At 41.4% G+C, this 16,116-nt stretch carries 13 protein-coding genes and 1 pseudogene; 12 read left to right on the top strand and 2 right to left on the bottom strand.

Going from position 1 to position 16,116, the window contains the following annotated elements:
• Positions 1 to 8: 8 nt before the first annotated feature.
• From N475_RS09760 to N475_RS09700, 12 genes and pseudogenes are all read left to right on the top strand, one after another.
• Entirely contained in the window at positions 9 to 581 is a 573-nt protein-coding gene (locus N475_RS09760; protein ID WP_063355692.1) for a hypothetical protein, read from the top strand.
• Between the two features lie 117 nt (positions 582 to 698).
• A complete protein-coding gene (gene gcvT, locus N475_RS09755; protein ID WP_063355691.1) occupies positions 699 to 1,781 on the top strand; it encodes a glycine cleavage system aminomethyltransferase GcvT in 1,083 nt (360 codons plus the stop codon).
• Between the two features lie 63 nt (positions 1,782 to 1,844).
• Entirely contained in the window at positions 1,845 to 2,234 is a 390-nt protein-coding gene (gene gcvH / locus N475_RS09750; RefSeq protein ID WP_063355690.1) for a glycine cleavage system protein GcvH, read from the top strand.
• A 182-nt stretch (positions 2,235 to 2,416) separates the two neighbouring features.
• Positions 2,417 to 5,314: an aminomethyl-transferring glycine dehydrogenase gene (gcvP, locus tag N475_RS09745; RefSeq protein ID WP_063355689.1), complete on the top strand. Its 2,898-nt coding sequence runs from the start codon at positions 2,417 to 2,419 to the stop codon at positions 5,312 to 5,314.
• A 573-nt stretch (positions 5,315 to 5,887) separates the two neighbouring features.
• Positions 5,888 to 7,282, top strand: coding sequence for an FAD-binding oxidoreductase (locus N475_RS09735; protein WP_227008476.1), 1,395 nt, complete (start codon positions 5,888 to 5,890; stop codon positions 7,280 to 7,282).
• The gene (locus N475_RS09730; protein WP_063355687.1) at positions 7,272 to 7,958 is read left to right on the top strand and encodes a penicillin-insensitive murein endopeptidase; all 687 of its coding nucleotides are present in this window, start codon (positions 7,272 to 7,274) and stop codon (positions 7,956 to 7,958) included. Before N475_RS09735 ends, N475_RS09730 begins: the two co-directional genes overlap by 11 nt.
• Positions 7,959 to 8,052: 94 nt before the next feature.
• Entirely contained in the window at positions 8,053 to 8,631 is a 579-nt protein-coding gene (locus N475_RS09725; RefSeq protein WP_063355686.1) for a hypothetical protein, read from the top strand.
• Between the two features lie 230 nt (positions 8,632 to 8,861).
• Positions 8,862 to 9,287: an acyl-CoA thioesterase gene (locus N475_RS09720; protein WP_063355685.1), complete on the top strand. Its 426-nt coding sequence runs from the start codon at positions 8,862 to 8,864 to the stop codon at positions 9,285 to 9,287.
• 617 nt (positions 9,288 to 9,904) lie between these two features.
• Positions 9,905 to 10,858, top strand: a complete 954-nt coding sequence (locus N475_RS09715; RefSeq protein WP_063365174.1) for a DNA/RNA non-specific endonuclease — start codon at positions 9,905 to 9,907, stop codon at positions 10,856 to 10,858.
• Positions 10,859 to 10,874: 16 nt separating this feature from the next.
• Complete coding sequence (locus tag N475_RS09710; RefSeq protein ID WP_063355683.1) at positions 10,875 to 11,543, top strand: hypothetical protein; 669 nt, start codon at positions 10,875 to 10,877, stop codon at positions 11,541 to 11,543.
• Positions 11,540 to 12,487 carry a hypothetical protein gene (locus N475_RS09705; RefSeq protein WP_063355682.1) on the top strand — a complete coding sequence of 316 codons (948 nt, stop codon included), beginning with the start codon at positions 11,540 to 11,542 and terminating at the stop codon, positions 12,485 to 12,487. The genes N475_RS09710 and N475_RS09705 overlap by 4 nt, the downstream gene beginning before the upstream one ends.
• A 150-nt stretch (positions 12,488 to 12,637) precedes the next feature.
• Positions 12,638 to 13,665 (top strand): annotated as a pseudogene (locus N475_RS09700) (fatty acid desaturase).
• Positions 13,666 to 13,943: 278 nt separating this feature from the next.
• Here N475_RS09700 and N475_RS09695 read toward each other — a convergent pair.
• Together N475_RS09695 and N475_RS09690 are read right to left on the bottom strand one after the other, a co-directional pair.
• Positions 13,944 to 14,258 carry a hypothetical protein gene (locus N475_RS09695; protein WP_063355680.1) on the bottom strand — a complete coding sequence of 105 codons (315 nt, stop codon included), beginning with the start codon at positions 14,256 to 14,258 and terminating at the stop codon, positions 13,944 to 13,946.
• Between the two features lie 331 nt (positions 14,259 to 14,589).
• A complete protein-coding gene (locus tag N475_RS09690; RefSeq protein ID WP_063355679.1) occupies positions 14,590 to 15,444 on the bottom strand; it encodes a hypothetical protein in 855 nt (284 codons plus the stop codon).
• Positions 15,445 to 16,116: the final 672 nt, after the last annotated feature.

The raw sequence follows: 16,116 nt of genomic DNA, 5'->3' as shown, positions 1-16,116 counted from the left end.
GTGGTTGTATGACATTTTCACCCATTATTTTTGCCAAGCACCGTCAGGGCTCTGTTCCTGCGCAAAATGCCTACAGAAAATTGGAATGTCAGGTAGTTATTGATTTTAGTGGCTTCGAAACGACTCCTTTTCTTAATAAAGAACTGGGTATCAACCTTAACAAGCTAATAGCGCCAGGTTTAGGTATACAAGGCGTGTTTGCCAATGGTGATAGCTATGCTGTCTACTACTTCAGTGAAACTGCATATCGCTTTGTGCTAGGACAAGAAGCTGCGAATACATTAGTCGCGCTTGTTGCACAGCACGAGCATGAATATGACATTGAGTTGATGCGTCGTGATGACCTAGCAATTGGCCAAATTTGTGGGCAATCTGCTTTTGACTCGTTGTTGACTCATTTTTCGCTTACGCCAGGTCTTGGCATCTCTGATTTACAAACTTGCTATGGTAAACAAAGCGGTGAGGTGTTTGTGACGACTTTGCTGCAAGATGGCGTACAGCAGCACCAACTGATTGCGCAGGCAAAGCCATTACTGGCTTGGCAAGAAAAACTCAGCGCAGAAGGTTTTAGTGTAAATTAATTCCGTGCATTTGAGTTGCATAGCAACTCAAGATTAACCCCGTTCGAGGTCGTGTGATCTCGATAAGTGTGACTGGCGTATTCGTTGGTTGCATAAGACAAAAAGTGAAGGACAAGTATGACTTCTAAAACAGTACTACATGCTAAGCACCTAGAAGCTGGCGCAAAAATGGTTGATTTCCACGGCTGGGAAATGCCAATCAACTATGGTTCGCAAATCGAAGAACACCATGCTGTGCGTCAAGACGCAGGTATGTTCGACGTTTCTCACATGACAATTGTGGACGTTAAAGGTGCAGATGCACAGGCATTTTTACGCAAGCTAGTAGCAAACGACGTTGCTAAGCTGACTGTGCCTGGCAAAGCGCTATACACTGGCATGCTAAATGAGCAAGGTGGTGTTATTGATGACCTTATTATCTATTTCTTCACTGAGACTGAGTACCGCCTAGTTGTTAACTCTGCAACACGTGAGAAAGACCTTGCGCACATTGGTACTGTTGCAACTGACTTTGAAGTAACTGTGACAGAGCGTCCAGAGTACGCAATGATTGCTGTTCAAGGTCCTAACGCAAAAGAAAAAACAGCGACAATTCTAAGTGCAGAACAACAAGCTGCTGTTGAAGGCATGAAGCCATTCTTTGGTGCGCAAGCTGGTAATTTATTCATCGCAACAACAGGTTACACTGGTGAAGCGGGTTATGAGATTGTTGTGCATAACGACGATGCTGAAGCACTTTGGCAACAATTACTTGACGCAGGTGTGCGTCCTGCTGGCTTAGGTGCGCGTGATACGCTACGTTTAGAAGCAGGCATGAACTTATACGGTTCTGATATGGATGAAACGGTATCTCCATTGGCTGCAAACATGGCTTGGACCATTGCTTGGGAGCCGGAAGATCGTGACTTCATCGGCCGTAAAGTGGTTGAGCAGCAACGTGCAGACAAGAGCACGGATAAGCTGGTTGGCCTAGTGCTTGAGAGCAAAGGCGTACTACGTGGCGGCTCTAAAGTTATCGTAGAAGGTGGCGAAGGTGTTATTACTTCTGGTACATTCTCTCCGACTTTAGGTTTTAGCGTTGCCTTGGCACGCGTTCCTCGTTCAACTGGGGAAACGGCACAAGTTGAAATGCGCAAAAAGCTAGTAGACGTTAAAGTTGTGAAGCCTTGCTTCGTACGTAACGGCAAGTCAGTGATCTAAGCTATCATTGTAACGAGTAGAATAATGGGCAGTTGCCCAAACAAATGACCAAAGGAACAAAAAATGAGCAACATTCCTAGCGAGTTAAAATACGCATCTTCACATGAATGGGTTCGCGCTGAAGGCGACGGTGTATTCACTGTAGGTATCACTGAGCACGCACAAGAGCTGCTAGGTGACATGGTATTCGTTGACCTACCAGATGTTGATGACGAAGTAGATGCTGGCGAAGACTGTGCAGTTGCTGAGTCTGTGAAAGCAGCTTCTGACATCTACGCGCCAATTACAGGCACTATCGTTGAAATCAACGAAGAGTTAGAAGATTCACCAGAGTCTGTTAACAACGACCCATACGGCGACGGTTGGTTATTCAAAGTTAAAGCATCTGACGAATCAGAGCTTGCAAACCTACTTGACGCTGAAGGTTACAAAAATTCAATCGACGAAGATTAATTCGTTGTAGAACTTAAAAGCCCCATTTTTTGGGGCTTTTATTGTTAAATTAAACCGTTTTGGTTTGGTTTATCTCAAAGCATTATTTTGTGACTGCGTTACCAAGGCCTTTGCTTAGCTATGTTTGCTAGGCATCAATGCAGGACACACCCACTTAATTTGGATCATAGGAATCTGGACTAATGTCAAACGCCAAATCTCTTGAACAATTAGAGCAAAAGCAAGACTTTATTCGTCGCCATATCGGCCCGAATGCCGCACAAGTAAGCGAGATGCTTGCTGAGCTTGGAGTATCAAGTGTTGAAGAGCTGATCGGTCAAACGGTACCTGACTCTATTCGTTTAGAAACAGGTCTTAAGATTGGTGAAAGCCGTACTGAAGTTGAAACGCTAAGCTACCTGAAATCAGTAGCGGGCCAAAATAAAGTATTCAAATCATACATCGGCCAAGGTTATCACCCAACACACGTACCTAACGTAATTTTACGTAACGTGTTAGAAAACCCAGGTTGGTATACAGCGTATACACCTTACCAACCAGAGATCGCACAAGGGCGTTTGGAGTCACTTCTTAACTTCCAAACTCTAACTATGGATGTAACAGGCCTAGACTTGGCAAGTGCATCTTTGCTTGATGAATCTACCGCTGCAGCAGAGGCGATGGCCCTAGCTAAGCGTGTAGCGAAAGCGAAAAAAGCAAACATCTTCTTCATCGCAGATGACGTACACACGCAAACGATCGACGTAGTAAGCACACGTGCTGAACAGTTTGGTTTTGAAGTTGTGGTTGCGCCTGCAAGCGACGTGGTAAATCACGAGATTTTCGGCGCACTATTCCAGTACCCGTCAACGTCTGGTGAAGTGGTTGATGTCACTGATCTAATCGCACAAGTACAAGACAAAAAAGCGATTGCTTGTGTTGCAGCAGACATCATGAGCTTAATGCTATTAAAAGCGCCGGGTAAACTAGGCGCAGATGTAGTGCTTGGTTCTGCACAGCGTTTTGGTGTGCCTATGGGCTACGGTGGTCCACACGCAGCATTCTTCGCAACACGCGATAAGTACAAGCGTTCACTACCGGGTCGTATTATCGGTGTTTCTAAAGACCGTTTAGGTAACGACGCACTACGTATGGCGATGCAAACGCGTGAGCAGCACATCCGCCGTGAAAAAGCGAACTCAAACATTTGTACAGCGCAGGTATTGCTGGCTAACATGGCTGCATTCTACGCGGTGTACCACGGTCCTCAAGGTCTTAAAACCATTGCACAGCGCATTAACCGCTTTGCAAGCATCTTGGCAACGGGCCTTAAATCTAAAGGCGTTGCACTGAAGCACGACACTTGGTTTGATACCATCACGGTTGTGGCTGAAGAAGCAGACAAAAATACGGTTGTTGGCCGTGCAGCTGCAAACGAAGTGAACTTTGCAATTAACCACGTCGGCGAGTACTCAATCGCACTGAACGAAACAACAACGCGCGCAGACATCGCAGAGCTATTCGACATCATCCTAGGCGAAGGCCACGGATTAGATGTGGCTGCGATTGACGCTGAAGTGGCGGCAAACGACATCACAGGTATTCCAGTAAGCTTGGTACGTGATGACGAGATCCTCACTCATCCAAACTTCAATGAGTATCACAGCGAAACTGAAATGCTGCGTTACATCAAGCGTTTAGAGAACAAAGATTTGGCATTGAACCACTCAATGATTTCTTTGGGCTCATGTACTATGAAGCTAAACGCGACAGCGGAGATGATCCCAGTAACTTGGCCTGAATTCGCTGAGCTTCACCCATTCTGTCCACTTGAGCAAGCACAAGGTTATCAAACTATGATGACTGAACTGCACGACTGGCTTGTTAATATCACAGGCTACGATGCAGTATCACTACAGCCAAACTCAGGTGCACAAGGCGAATACGCAGGCCTTATCGCTATTCGTAAATACCATGAATCACGTGGCGAAGGTCACCGTAATGTATGCTTGATCCCAAGCTCTGCGCACGGTACTAACCCTGCATCTGCACAAATGGCAAGCATGAAGGTTGTGGTTGTTGGCTGTGACGACCAAGGTAACATCGACCTTGACGACTTACGCGCAAAAGCAGAAGAAGTGTCTGAGAACCTATCTTGTATCATGGTTACTTACCCGTCTACACATGGTGTATACGAAGAGACTATCCGTGAAGTATGTGACGTTGTTCACCAGCACGGCGGTCAAGTATACATGGACGGCGCGAACATGAACGCGCAAGTAGGGGTAACAAGCCCTGGCTTCATTGGCTCTGACGTATCGCACTTAAACCTACACAAAACGTTCTGTATCCCACACGGTGGTGGTGGTCCAGGTGTTGGTCCTATCGGTGTTAAATCGCACCTAGCGCCATTTATGCCTAACCACAGCATCATCAATGTTGCGGGCACCACAGAAGGTAACGGCGCAGTATCTGCAGCACCTTACGGTTCAGCGGCGATTCTACCTATCTCATGGGCATACATTGCGATGATGGGTAGCGAAGGCCTTAAGCAAGCGACTGAGATTGCAATCGTCAACGCTAACTACCTAACAGCGAAACTAGCAGACCACTACCCAGTGCTATACCGCGGCCGTAACGACCGTGTTGCGCACGAGTGTATTGTTGACTTGCGTCCACTTAAAGAAGCGTCTGGCATCACTGAAATGGATGTGGCGAAGCGTCTTATGGACTATGGCTTCCACGCACCGACGATGTCATTCCCAGTAGCTGGCACATTAATGATTGAGCCTACTGAGTCTGAGTCTAAGGTTGAAATTGATCGCTTTATCGAAGCGATGATCTCAATCCGTGAAGAGATTGCTAAGGTTGAGTCTGGCGAATGGTCAGTGGAGAACAACCCACTTGTATTTGCACCGCACACACAAGCTGACGTACTAGGTAACGAGTGGGAGCGTGCATACGACCGCTTCTATGCTGCATTCCCAGTACCTGCTGTAGCAAAAGACAAATTCTGGCCAACGGTAACGCGTATCGATGACGTATACGGTGACCGTAACCTTATCTGTTCATGTCCAGCTGTTGAGACGTATGCAGAGTAAGTAATTTTAGGTCGGGCTAATTCCCGACTTGGACTTTAGAAAACCGCCTTAAAAGATTGAGGCGGTTTTTTTGTGGGTGGGTCTCTGTCAGTCTGAACTTGTTTTCAGGCGAAATTGAAGCTGTCTGTGGGTTTGGTATGTAAAGGTGAGAATATCAATGACTCTGACCCCATTGATTCCACTGGAGTATCATCATTTTTCAGCATTGAAATTTTGTAACTGGCAATGGGCCTAGTTTTCTCTTTTTAAGAGGCTGTTCAAAATTAGCAATTAGAACGAGCTATAAGTTCATCTTATACTGATTCAAATAATACGCCATAGATTCAGCGACTCAATGTTTTTAAAGCTATATCTATCGCTGCCGTTTTATTCTTACTACTGAATTTATGGGACTCGGTAAAAGTCTTTATCAAATGAAATTTAAGAAGCCATGTGCTTTGGACAAAATTTAGATAAAGATGGTAATCTAACCTCTCTATAAAATTATAAAAATAAAGGGATTTAATGTTCACTGAAGGGAAGAGATTACTTAGATACCTCTCTATAATTTTTGTTTTCATATTGGCACTCCCATTGTTGCTTGCAGCATACGTGTTAGTGGACTTTTTGCCAGAGCCTGAACCTATTCCAAATGGAATTAAATTAGTTAATGATGTAACTCAACTTAACCCAATAGAGGTTTCGAAGGTAATTTCACCCAAATCGACTGAGGATATTCAGCACGCCATAAGCGCCACAAAAGGAAAAATATCCATAGGTGGTGGTCGCTACAGCCAAGGTGGTCAAATCGCGCTTGAAGATCATTTACATCTAGATATGAGAGAGTTTAATCAGGTCATCTCTTTTGATCCCAAAGCAAAAGAAATTACTGTCCAAAGTGGTATTCGCTGGCGCGATATTCAGGATGTTATTGATCCTGAGAACCTCTCTATAAAAATTATGCAGTCATATTCTAATTTCACAGTTGGCGGCTCCTTAAGTGTTAATGTGCATGGGCGCTATATGGGTGAAGGCCCAATTATAAGGTCAGTTAAATCTATTAAAGTTGTTTTAGCCGATGGCTCTATTGTTAGTGCATCGCCACACGAAAACTCTGAAGTTTTTTTTGGGGTTATAGGAGGATATGGCGGTCTGGGTGTTATCGCTGAGGCAACTCTTGAGCTAGTACCAAATTTAAAAGTTGGTCGAGAAACTGACTACATGACGATCGAACAATACACTTCTTTCTTTGACCAGAATGTAAGAAATAATCCAAATGTCGTTTTTCATAACGCTGATATTTACCCACCAGATTATACACATGTGAATAGTGTTAGCTGGGTTAAAACTGAAAAGCCACTTACTGTGCAAGAGAAATTGATTTCACGTGACAAGGATTATTGGTGGCAACCCAAAGCCGCTAAATTTGTTGCTGATACTGAGCTTGGTAAATGGATGAGACAACACATTTTTGATCCTATTCAGTACTCTTCTGAGGCAGTTCAATGGAGAAACTACGAGGCCAGTTATGATGTTAGGGAGCTGGAGCCCAAAAGCCGAAAAGATGAAACTTATGTTTTGAGAGAGTATTTTGTACCTATTGATAGGTTTGATAGTTTCTCTGCAAAAATGTCAGGCATTTTTAAAGCGCATGAAGTAAATGTGCTTAATGTATCAATACGCCACGCTTTGCCAGACACAGGGTCTCTATTGGCTTGGGCTAGAGAAGAGGTCTTTGCTTTTGTTGTTTATTACCGCCAAGGAACATCTGAACAAGATAAGGCAGAGGTTAGAGCATGGAGCCGGGAAATGATTGATGCGGTAATTTCTGAAGGGGGAGCATATTATTTACCATACCAACTGCACGCTACGACAGAGCAGTTTCACAATGCTTATCCAACAGCTAAAGAGTTTTTTGAATTAAAGAAAAAGTTGGACCCCAGCAATCGATTCAGTAATAAATTGTGGGAGCGGCACTATGGTGAGTAAAGCAACAATCACCTTTCTGTTTGTTCTAACTATATTTAGTTTCAATGTTGCCTCTAAGGAAAGTACTTGTTTTGGAGCTACATCGGCAGGAAGGCTTGAACACGGTGTTCAGCTTCCTGATGAAGGCAATAATTATGTTGGCTATAGCAGTATTGCACGACTAGCTGGCAGAACTTATGTTCATTCGAAAGTAAGGGATATCGTTGTTGGTGCATATGCGGATCTTGAGATAATGCAGCCCCAAAAGTTATACAAATATGCAGAAACTGGCTTTGAAGAGGGAGGGAAGTTCAAACCACACAAGACCCATCAAAACGGTTTGTCTGTTGATTTTATGACACCAGTAATGGACTCAAAAGGAAGATCGACTCACCTTCCAACGCACCCATTGAATAAGTTTGGGTATGACATCGAGTTTGATGAATCAGGCAAGTTTGAAAACTTATCGATTGATTATGAAGCTCTGGCAGCGCATATTGTAGCGTTACACAAACAATCTGTTAAACATGGCTATGACTTGTGGCGCGTGATTTTTGACCCTAAGTTACAACCTAAATTATTTGAAACGAAATATGCGGATTATCTAAAAGAGAACATTCAGTTTTCTAAGAAACGTTCATGGGTAAGGCATGATGAACACTATCATGTCGATTTCCAAATCCCTTGTAATAAATAGCTGGTTTTAGTAGGGGAATTGAATTGGTTAAAGAGCAATCAATGGGGTCTAATCAATGGGGTCAGAGTCGTTGATTTTAAATCAAAGGTGAAAAATGAAGCTTAGGTTTCTACAGGAAGAAAATGATATTTCCGAAGCGCAGAAAAAGCTCGCTTCAACTCTTAATGAAAGACTGAAACATAACGTAGTTATGAAGCTATCTTATCGGCAGCCAGAGGGGACTAAGGTCAACTCTGTTGAAGTTAGGTGCAACCAAGAATTATATTGGTATCACGAGGTTATTCCTAGTGAGTCTGATGTCACAAGACTCAGACATTGGAATGCATTTGGAGTAGATATTTTTGAGAACACGACTAACCCAATTGTTGCTGAGATTAATAGTCCTGTAGCTGGTTATGATGGGCGTATATCAGGAGCTTTTGCCTACGACTTATTGAATCCTAATAAGCTATATTTGGTCCATAGTGGGCGTTTTAGTGGCCGTAAAGCAGCTGATTTTACTGATAGATATAAAGGTATAATTGAGAAAGTTAAAGGGCCAAACGGTTACAGAGATATGGTTGTAGTGGGAGAGCTGACTTCAACCTGTTTTTATGAAAAACTACTCAATTTTGTTGACCAGGTAAAATGTTACAAAGAATTATATCAAATCAAAGGGGTCAGAGTCATTTGATCCTGGCTTTTAATAAGCCTGTAGCCTTATTGGAGTCTGGTTAGGAAATGAGCACTATGTATATTTAAAATCAATTACTCTGACCCCATTGATTCGTGAAAGTTTACTCATTTCTGCTAGCGCAAAAGTAATATTGCGTCGTAGCGTCAATTTTGCCCTTTAACCAATCTTGCAGCTGGTACGATGAGTTGCTACTCTCGAATTAAATAATCATAATTTGAGGCAAGGTCATGCAGGAGTTTTTCGAAAAGTTTGTAATTAACACAAAAATTAATGTGGTATGGGGCGAAATGGATGCGTTGGGGCACGTAAATAACGTGTCGTATTTTCGTTATTTTGAAACCGCGCGAATTGATTTTTTAAAGCAAACCGGGTTGCTCTCTATTTTATCTGAACCCAGCCATAGCCCTGTCCTGCGTGATACCTATGCGCAATACAAACGACCAGTGACTTTTCCAGATACTCTGTATATTGGCTCATATATCACTGACATAAAAGAAGATCGCTTCACAATGCGCTACGAGGCGTTTAGTGAATCACAACAAGCAGTTTGCACAACGGGGTACGCAACGGTGGTGATGTTTAATATGAAGACAGGGCAAAAAGCGTCCATACCAGATAATATGCTAGCCATACTTAAGCAATACGAGATGTAATCACTTTGGCTCCAATCAATGGGGTCAGAGTAATTCGATCCTGATTTACCAAGTCTGTAGTTTTCGTAATAGCCAGGAAAGCCATTATGGGAGTTGAACAATGTATATGGAAAACCATTGACTCTGGCCCCTTTGTGCCTTGGTTTTCACATCTATACGAGGCACTACACATCAATGAGTTGTTAGGCGCATATTAGGGAGATTAAGCTGTCTTTGAAAATTATTCTTGGCGTTGGAATATCAATGACTCTGACCCCATTGATCAGACTCCATTGATCACGGACGGGAATTAAAAAGTTATCTATGGCTCTAAAGCCATTGCAATACTCTACACTCCTGCAGATATACGTAGCGCTCACAAAAAACGCCATCTCAAAATAAAGTGCTTCCCTAACGCTTCACTTAGGCACAGCATTAGCGCAGTTAATATTCAAAATGTACTGAAGTCATGGAGGCAAGGCTGTGTTTTTAGTAATCGCAAGACTGACATGAGTATCTTTTCTTCGTTGTCGAAAGTGCTGAGGCATGCACCAATCAAGAAATATCAGAGCGGCGATTGAAAAATGAGCAGTTGGTATTATGGTTTCTAAAGCTAAGAAAGGATTTTGGAGCAAAAAATGCGTAAGGGGTATCAGGAAAATTTTCTAACTAATTTTTCTTTAGCGCTACCACAACCAAGTTTGGCGTTGGAGGGGGATATTCTCCAACCTCCGGGCCTTTCTCATGGGCAAAAAGTCGTACCATACATTCATTTTTCACTTTTGATGAGCATATCAACAAAGCAAGCAATATATTCTGCCGCTAATGTTGATAACTCGGCACAGCAGACGATTTCTGGAGGTAAAGGTCGGAAGTGGTTTATTGATGAGCGTGTTGGTCGTGAGAATCAAATTACAAATGATGCCTATACAGGAACGCCTTGGGATCGAGGCCACCTCACGCGTCGCACAGCAGTTACTTGGGGTAGCTACAACACAGCTCTCGAAGCGAGTAATGATAGCTGTGCCTATACAAATGCTTCAATGCAGCATAAACACTTTAATGAAGATGAATGGCGAGTTCCCGAGTTAGCAGTAGCCAAATTTAAGCTCGCTAAGGGAAACAAGCTCGTCGTTATGACAGGCCCCATCTTTACAACATGTGATAGGTATTTCACCAAAGGTATTGGGTTTACTCCAGTGAGAATCCCCTCAGCATTTTGGAAAGCAATTACTTACGTTGCCATAAATGGAGACTTGGTGACATCCGCTTATATATTTTTTCAGGATACAGATACGTTAAAGACGACAAAAGCTAAGCAACGAATCCAGTTGCGTCACTTTAGGGTGACGACTACAGAGCTTCAGCTATGGACTGGTTTGGTATTTGATGAACAAATGTTCGACAGCAACCCTTTAAAATTTTATGACGGACCAGAAACAATCCGTGTTAGTGAGTTAAAAGACCTGTCAACAAAGACTAAGGCACTTTTGGCCGCTGGTGTGGCAACTGCGCAAACAATCAAAGCCGCTCGCCATAAAATGAAACTTGATTCGCTTTACGAGTTGGTAGACGAGCTAAGTTGGTATTAAAGGGGGCTCAGCAATTATGTTAATTCAAAGCATTAAAAATTCATTTTTGATTGTATCAATAACTGTCCTGTCTTTGCTTTTCACCAGCAGTAAGGAATTGTACGAAAAACTCTTCGTTGATTGGTTTGGCGCATGCAGAATAGTGATAGATGCAGACTTTGGTAAAGTGGATCAAAACGGAAAGTACCCTAATGCATTAGTTTCTATATTAGCTTATGGAGATGTTCCAGATACCATTACTGTTAAGTTTATTGGCAGTGAAAAGCTGGCTTCGGTTAAAATGATACATTCTTCAAGTGATAACTTGATCATGCATAATGATGTTAGCCTTACTTGCCCTGTTGAAGGGGAATTGACTTACTGCCAAACGAAAACTCAAGTCCCTTACTATTATGAAGAGATTGAATGGGAAATTTCTAACTTTAATAAATTTGTTACTCCAATATTTAAAGTTAATTTTCATACGCCGCTTGATAGCAATGCCAAGTTTCCTATACAAACATTTATCAAAAATTTTGAAAAAGGCAAAGCTTGTAAAGTTGAACCAGCCAAAATATACAACTTTTGGACCTGGGGAGAAACCTGGTTAATTCCAATTATTCTTTTTGTTGTGATGGTTTTGTTTATGTCACTGTCAAAATATTTAGAAAGTAAAAAAAATAACGATCAAGGAGCGGGGCCGTGACTTTAAAACTCAGTTCTTTTCTTTTGCTGTTGGCGATTTTTTCAGATGAAGTTTTGGGGAAAGACATAATTGTATATGTGAAAAAAGAAGACCCCTTTGTTGACGGATTAATTCATGTTGCTTCTGGGGTATCTTTTACAGTTATAGATCCGGGCTTTGGTGAACTTTCAGATATTAAATGTACCAAGTCCGCACAAGGTACCGGTGTGGCAAAGTGTAGATTTAGATCTGCCAATTGCAACAGAAATAGCAGTGATGAAAATACGTATGAAATTCAGCTTCAAAGCAGCTTTAGTGGCTTTATGCTAAATCCAAATGTATTTTCAATTATGGTCAAAGGCTGTTCGGTGGTGCCACCTGATGAGTTTACGTTTGTCTACAAACCCAAAAATAAAGACATATATATAAAATCTAGAGACAGTCTAGCTCAAGTTGCTAGGCTGGCGGGAGGTGGTACAGAGTCAATATCATCTTTCTGGAGCAGCCAATCTTCTATTGATTCTATAAAGGCAGTTGCGTCATCATATGACTCTACCACAGCTAGAAGGAACTTAATTGATTCTAATAACTTAGCGGTGCTTTATGCTGGCGTTGCAAACTCTTATGAATCAGAAAGCGAAGAGTATAAAAAGTACCAAAGTTTAGCTAAATCCTATGAGAAATACTCGGTATTAACAGCAAACCTTGAACTGGCCAAAACATTTGGAGAAAATCCATTTAAGAATCAAGAGTCAATAAAAGTAACGCCGAATTTGAGCGACTACATCGACAATATAACCAAACTAAAGAAATCCAAAGATCAATTAATTTTAGATTGTCTTAACTGTTCTACAGATAAATTGGAAAAAGGGATTGAGCTCATTTCAGAATCTACAGCTCTGAACTCAGTTAGCGTGAGTGCTTTGAAAGAGCTTGCGAACGCGAAGGAAAAAATAACTGAGTAAGGAGACAGAGGAATTTAACTCAGTTTTAATTGACCCGCCGCTTTTGGGGAGTTGCAGGTGTCTGAGTGGGTGGTACATATGAAAAACCATTTACTCTGACCCCATTGATTTCGGTATGATATTGGTATCAATCAGTTAGCGAAGCTATGAATGTCAAAATCAACCGCGAAGCAGAACATAAAAGCGATAGTGGCCGCAATCAATGCCGAAGAGAAATCGCTTAGAGCGCGTTACCCTATTCTTGAGCAGCAAAATAGCATTGCAATGGTGATTATGCTGCTGTCGTTGTGCTCATTAATTGGCGTAGCGACGTTTTATTATTTTGCTGTTATTCCAGCATGGCTGTGTATTATTTTGCTGTTATTCCAGCATGGCTGTGTATTATTTTGGCTGCCTTTATTACTTCTATTGCTCATGAACTCGAGCATGATTTGCTCCACAAACAGTATTTTAGTAAACGTCCGTTTATACACAGTTGTATGATGTTAGCTGTGTGGTTAATGCGGCCAAACACAGTGAACCCTTGGTACCGAAGAAAGATTCATTTACATCATCATAAAGTGTCTGGTACCTCACAAGACATAGAAGAACGCTTAGTCGGCAACGGTATTCAGTCTCCTTTTTTAAGAGCTGTGGTAATTGCAGACGGGTTGCTTGGTTTATTAATCAACTCAAAGCGCTTTAGTAAAGAGATCCGTGGTTTTAAGTTTTCGCAGGTCTTTAATGCTGGAGTTCCGCTTGCAACGGCTTATTTTGGAATTTTATATGGTGTGATTGCTTATTACGCACTGCAGTTTGTTCAGCCATTTGCATTGCCGCAGTGGGGGACGGAGTTACTGGCGGTTGCTGAGTTTGTAATGGTGGTATTGATTGTGCCAAATATTATTCGCTCGATGTCTCTTAATTTAATCACTTCTTCAATGCATTATTACGGTGGGGTGAGTAATGTATTGGAGCAAACGCATGTGCTCACCAGCCGTTGGTTTTTACCCTTCCAATTATTTTGTTTTGATTTTGGCCGAACGCACACAATTCATCATTTTGTGCCCAATCAGCCTTTTTATATCCGACAATTGATAAGTAAAAAAATACGACCCATTATGGCCCAGCATGGAGTGCGTTTTGATGACTTACATAGCTTAAAGCATGCAAATCAGTATCTCGCAAAGAAAGAGTGATTTTGGTGTCACGGGTCAGAACTAATCAATGGGGTCTAATCAATGGGATCAGAGTCATTTGATCCCAAATAAACAAACTAAATTATTGTTAATGCTTCAATAACCCCCCAAAAAATGACGCTACAGCCTGAATAAGATCAGCACAGCTAAACCATATAGGCGATCAACGACTCTGACCCCATTGATTTTTAGTGTGGGTTTGGTGTTGTCAACATGGTTCTCTTCACCTTACGCAAAGGCAATGTCCTCGCTATGCTAACAGTCACAATCCCTTTGCGCTAATGCACAGTAATGGGGTGATCATTCACGACTAAAGATTGACCATTTTTCTGAGCACGAACAAAACTAGATATTAAAACATCATTGGACAAGGTGTTGATATCGTCGACCTCTTCAACCATACAAAACATAATGGAATCCCAGCCTAAATCTCTAATAAAAGTCTTAAGTTGATTGATATTATCTTGATAGTTTTCGTCGGTTGTTAGTAGCCCGATAGAGTGTTTATTGCCGAGCTTGTATTTGCCTTTTTGAGTAGCTGAACATTTGGCGTATCCGCTTAACACGTACACTGTATTTGTGCTTTTATTCATGATGGTGACATTACGAAGTTTAATTTGGTGTTCTCATGCATTTTTCAAACCAAGCTTATAATTGCGGCGATACTGCTTGTTTAAGCCTTGAAAAGGTTGATAAAAATTGTTTTCTACTTACGCTAGCGAGCAATGTTATGTAGAGGTGTCAAATTTTTGCAAATTAAAGAGCAAAGGGGTCAGAGTCATTCGATTCCATTCAAGAAATATCGCGCTCAAGTTAATACTCACAAAATTAAAGTGTTGATACCGTTATAACTTTACTTAGCTTTGCAAGTCCAGTTTGTATAAGTAGTTCATGTGCCTGAATTCGTAGAATACATGGGTGAGTTTAGTTACCTAGGGTGATCCATAGTTCTTTGTTATCTGTGGGTGTTGACTGCGATAAAAATGGGTTGTTGATAGTTAATATTGTTTTATTGTCCCATTGGCTGAGTGGAAACAGATGTTTAGTCGCTGGGTGGGTTTTCATATAGTGGTCAAAGCTCCCGTCTTTTAGAGCAAGTGTCAGCCCTGATTTAAGATCGTTAATGAGCTGTTTGTTGTCTTTGTGTGTAAAAAAATACATCGGGAACCGATAGTGCAGTATTAAATCATCGAAAACCATTAAATCAGGCATGATTTTATTGCGACTTGCTACTTCAGAAAATGCTTCATTTATTCCTCTTGGAAATGCTTTACACCTTCCTGCATAGACTTGTTTGAACATGTTCTCGTATATCACATTTGTGGTGATACTAAGGCCAGCCGCTAACATAATATCTGTATCTGGCCAGTGCTGTCCTTGGCACATTGAAATATTTTTAAGTGATTTTATAGACTTAATTTCAGAGAAGAATTGCTCATTGTCTTTGTGAATCGTAAAAACGCGATACCCTAGCAGCCCCTTGTTAAGTGGAATACGCACTACTCCTAATTCAGATTCTCTTTGATGATTAGTGCCAGCCCAATATAAGTCAATTAAGCGTCCCGATTGCAACTCAGAGAGTGCGCGGTCTTGCACCATGTAAGGAGAAAACTGAATTCTGATTGGTTTGTTCAATTTTTCAAATGCGAGTTCGATAAGACCAATGTAATAGTTGTGAGTACTGTCGTGCTCAGATTGACTGCCACGCACGCGAATTGTCTCACTTGCAATTGACGTGTAGCTCAATAGTAATAGCCAAATAAGAATGATTTTGTTCATTGGCTTCTCATAATTACTTTTTACTTATATTAGCGTAGTGCATATTTCTAACTCTCGTGGTGTTTGTTGCCAATCAATGGGGTCAGAGTCGTTGATTCTATGACATAGGAATACGTGATTAGATATTTTTAACTTACTATTTTATATGAGATTTATACCTGTTGAATTGAGTTTTAGTTGTGTAATTCGTTCTGCCAAAACAACTCTGCTATACGTAGAGATATGTCGACCTGCACCGCTTGGAACTACTTTTTTTGAGCTTTCCAAGTTCCTCCGTACTGATATGTTTGAGCGTAATTCTTCTTAATAACAAGTAAACAGGGGCCACAAACAAACTGCCATTGGCTGATAACATTGTAACGACAGCGGTACATAACAGGTTTACTTTGTTGGCATTGTGCACAGAGTTTATGACGTATTCGCATATTGTCTTTACTTATTGATTTGTTTGAAAATACACACTTAACTTACATGTAATTAGTTGTTTTCTAAGCAGGTATCTAAGCATCATCAAAGTGAAACTTTAAATGTATGAATAGATAAATGTTAGAAACGGTGCGATTGAACTGTGCCTATCTATACGAAGTTAATTGTAGTTCGATCAGTGGAACCCTTTTAATACATGCAATAATATTTAAAACTAATTAATACTCCAGGGCAAGAGCATGAAAA

Source organism: Pseudoalteromonas luteoviolacea DSM 6061 (assembly GCF_001625655.1).
In the GTDB taxonomy this organism is placed as follows: domain Bacteria; phylum Pseudomonadota; class Gammaproteobacteria; order Enterobacterales; family Alteromonadaceae; genus Pseudoalteromonas; species Pseudoalteromonas luteoviolacea.
This window is presented reverse-complemented; position numbering and strand designations above follow the sequence as displayed.

What these genes read in the sequence shown, in the direction of transcription:
- N475_RS09760 (WP_063355692.1), top strand. Translation starts at nt 9, where the DNA reads ATGACATTTTCACCCATTATTTTTGCCAAGCACCGTCAGGGCTCTGTT.
- gcvT (WP_063355691.1), top strand. Translation starts at nt 699, where the DNA reads ATGACTTCTAAAACAGTACTACATGCTAAGCACCTAGAAGCTGGCGCA.
- gcvH (WP_063355690.1), top strand. Translation starts at nt 1,845, where the DNA reads ATGAGCAACATTCCTAGCGAGTTAAAATACGCATCTTCACATGAATGG.
- gcvP (WP_063355689.1), top strand. Translation starts at nt 2,417, where the DNA reads ATGTCAAACGCCAAATCTCTTGAACAATTAGAGCAAAAGCAAGACTTT.
- N475_RS09730 (WP_063355687.1), top strand. Translation starts at nt 7,272, where the DNA reads ATGGTGAGTAAAGCAACAATCACCTTTCTGTTTGTTCTAACTATATTT.
- N475_RS09725 (WP_063355686.1), top strand. Translation starts at nt 8,053, where the DNA reads ATGAAGCTTAGGTTTCTACAGGAAGAAAATGATATTTCCGAAGCGCAG.
- N475_RS09720 (WP_063355685.1), top strand. Translation starts at nt 8,862, where the DNA reads ATGCAGGAGTTTTTCGAAAAGTTTGTAATTAACACAAAAATTAATGTG.
- N475_RS09715 (WP_063365174.1), top strand. Translation starts at nt 9,905, where the DNA reads ATGCGTAAGGGGTATCAGGAAAATTTTCTAACTAATTTTTCTTTAGCG.
- N475_RS09710 (WP_063355683.1), top strand. Translation starts at nt 10,875, where the DNA reads ATGTTAATTCAAAGCATTAAAAATTCATTTTTGATTGTATCAATAACT.
- N475_RS09695 (WP_063355680.1), bottom strand. Translation starts at nt 14,258, where the DNA reads ATGAATAAAAGCACAAATACAGTGTACGTGTTAAGCGGATACGCCAAA.
- N475_RS09690 (WP_063355679.1), bottom strand. Translation starts at nt 15,444, where the DNA reads ATGAACAAAATCATTCTTATTTGGCTATTACTATTGAGCTACACGTCA.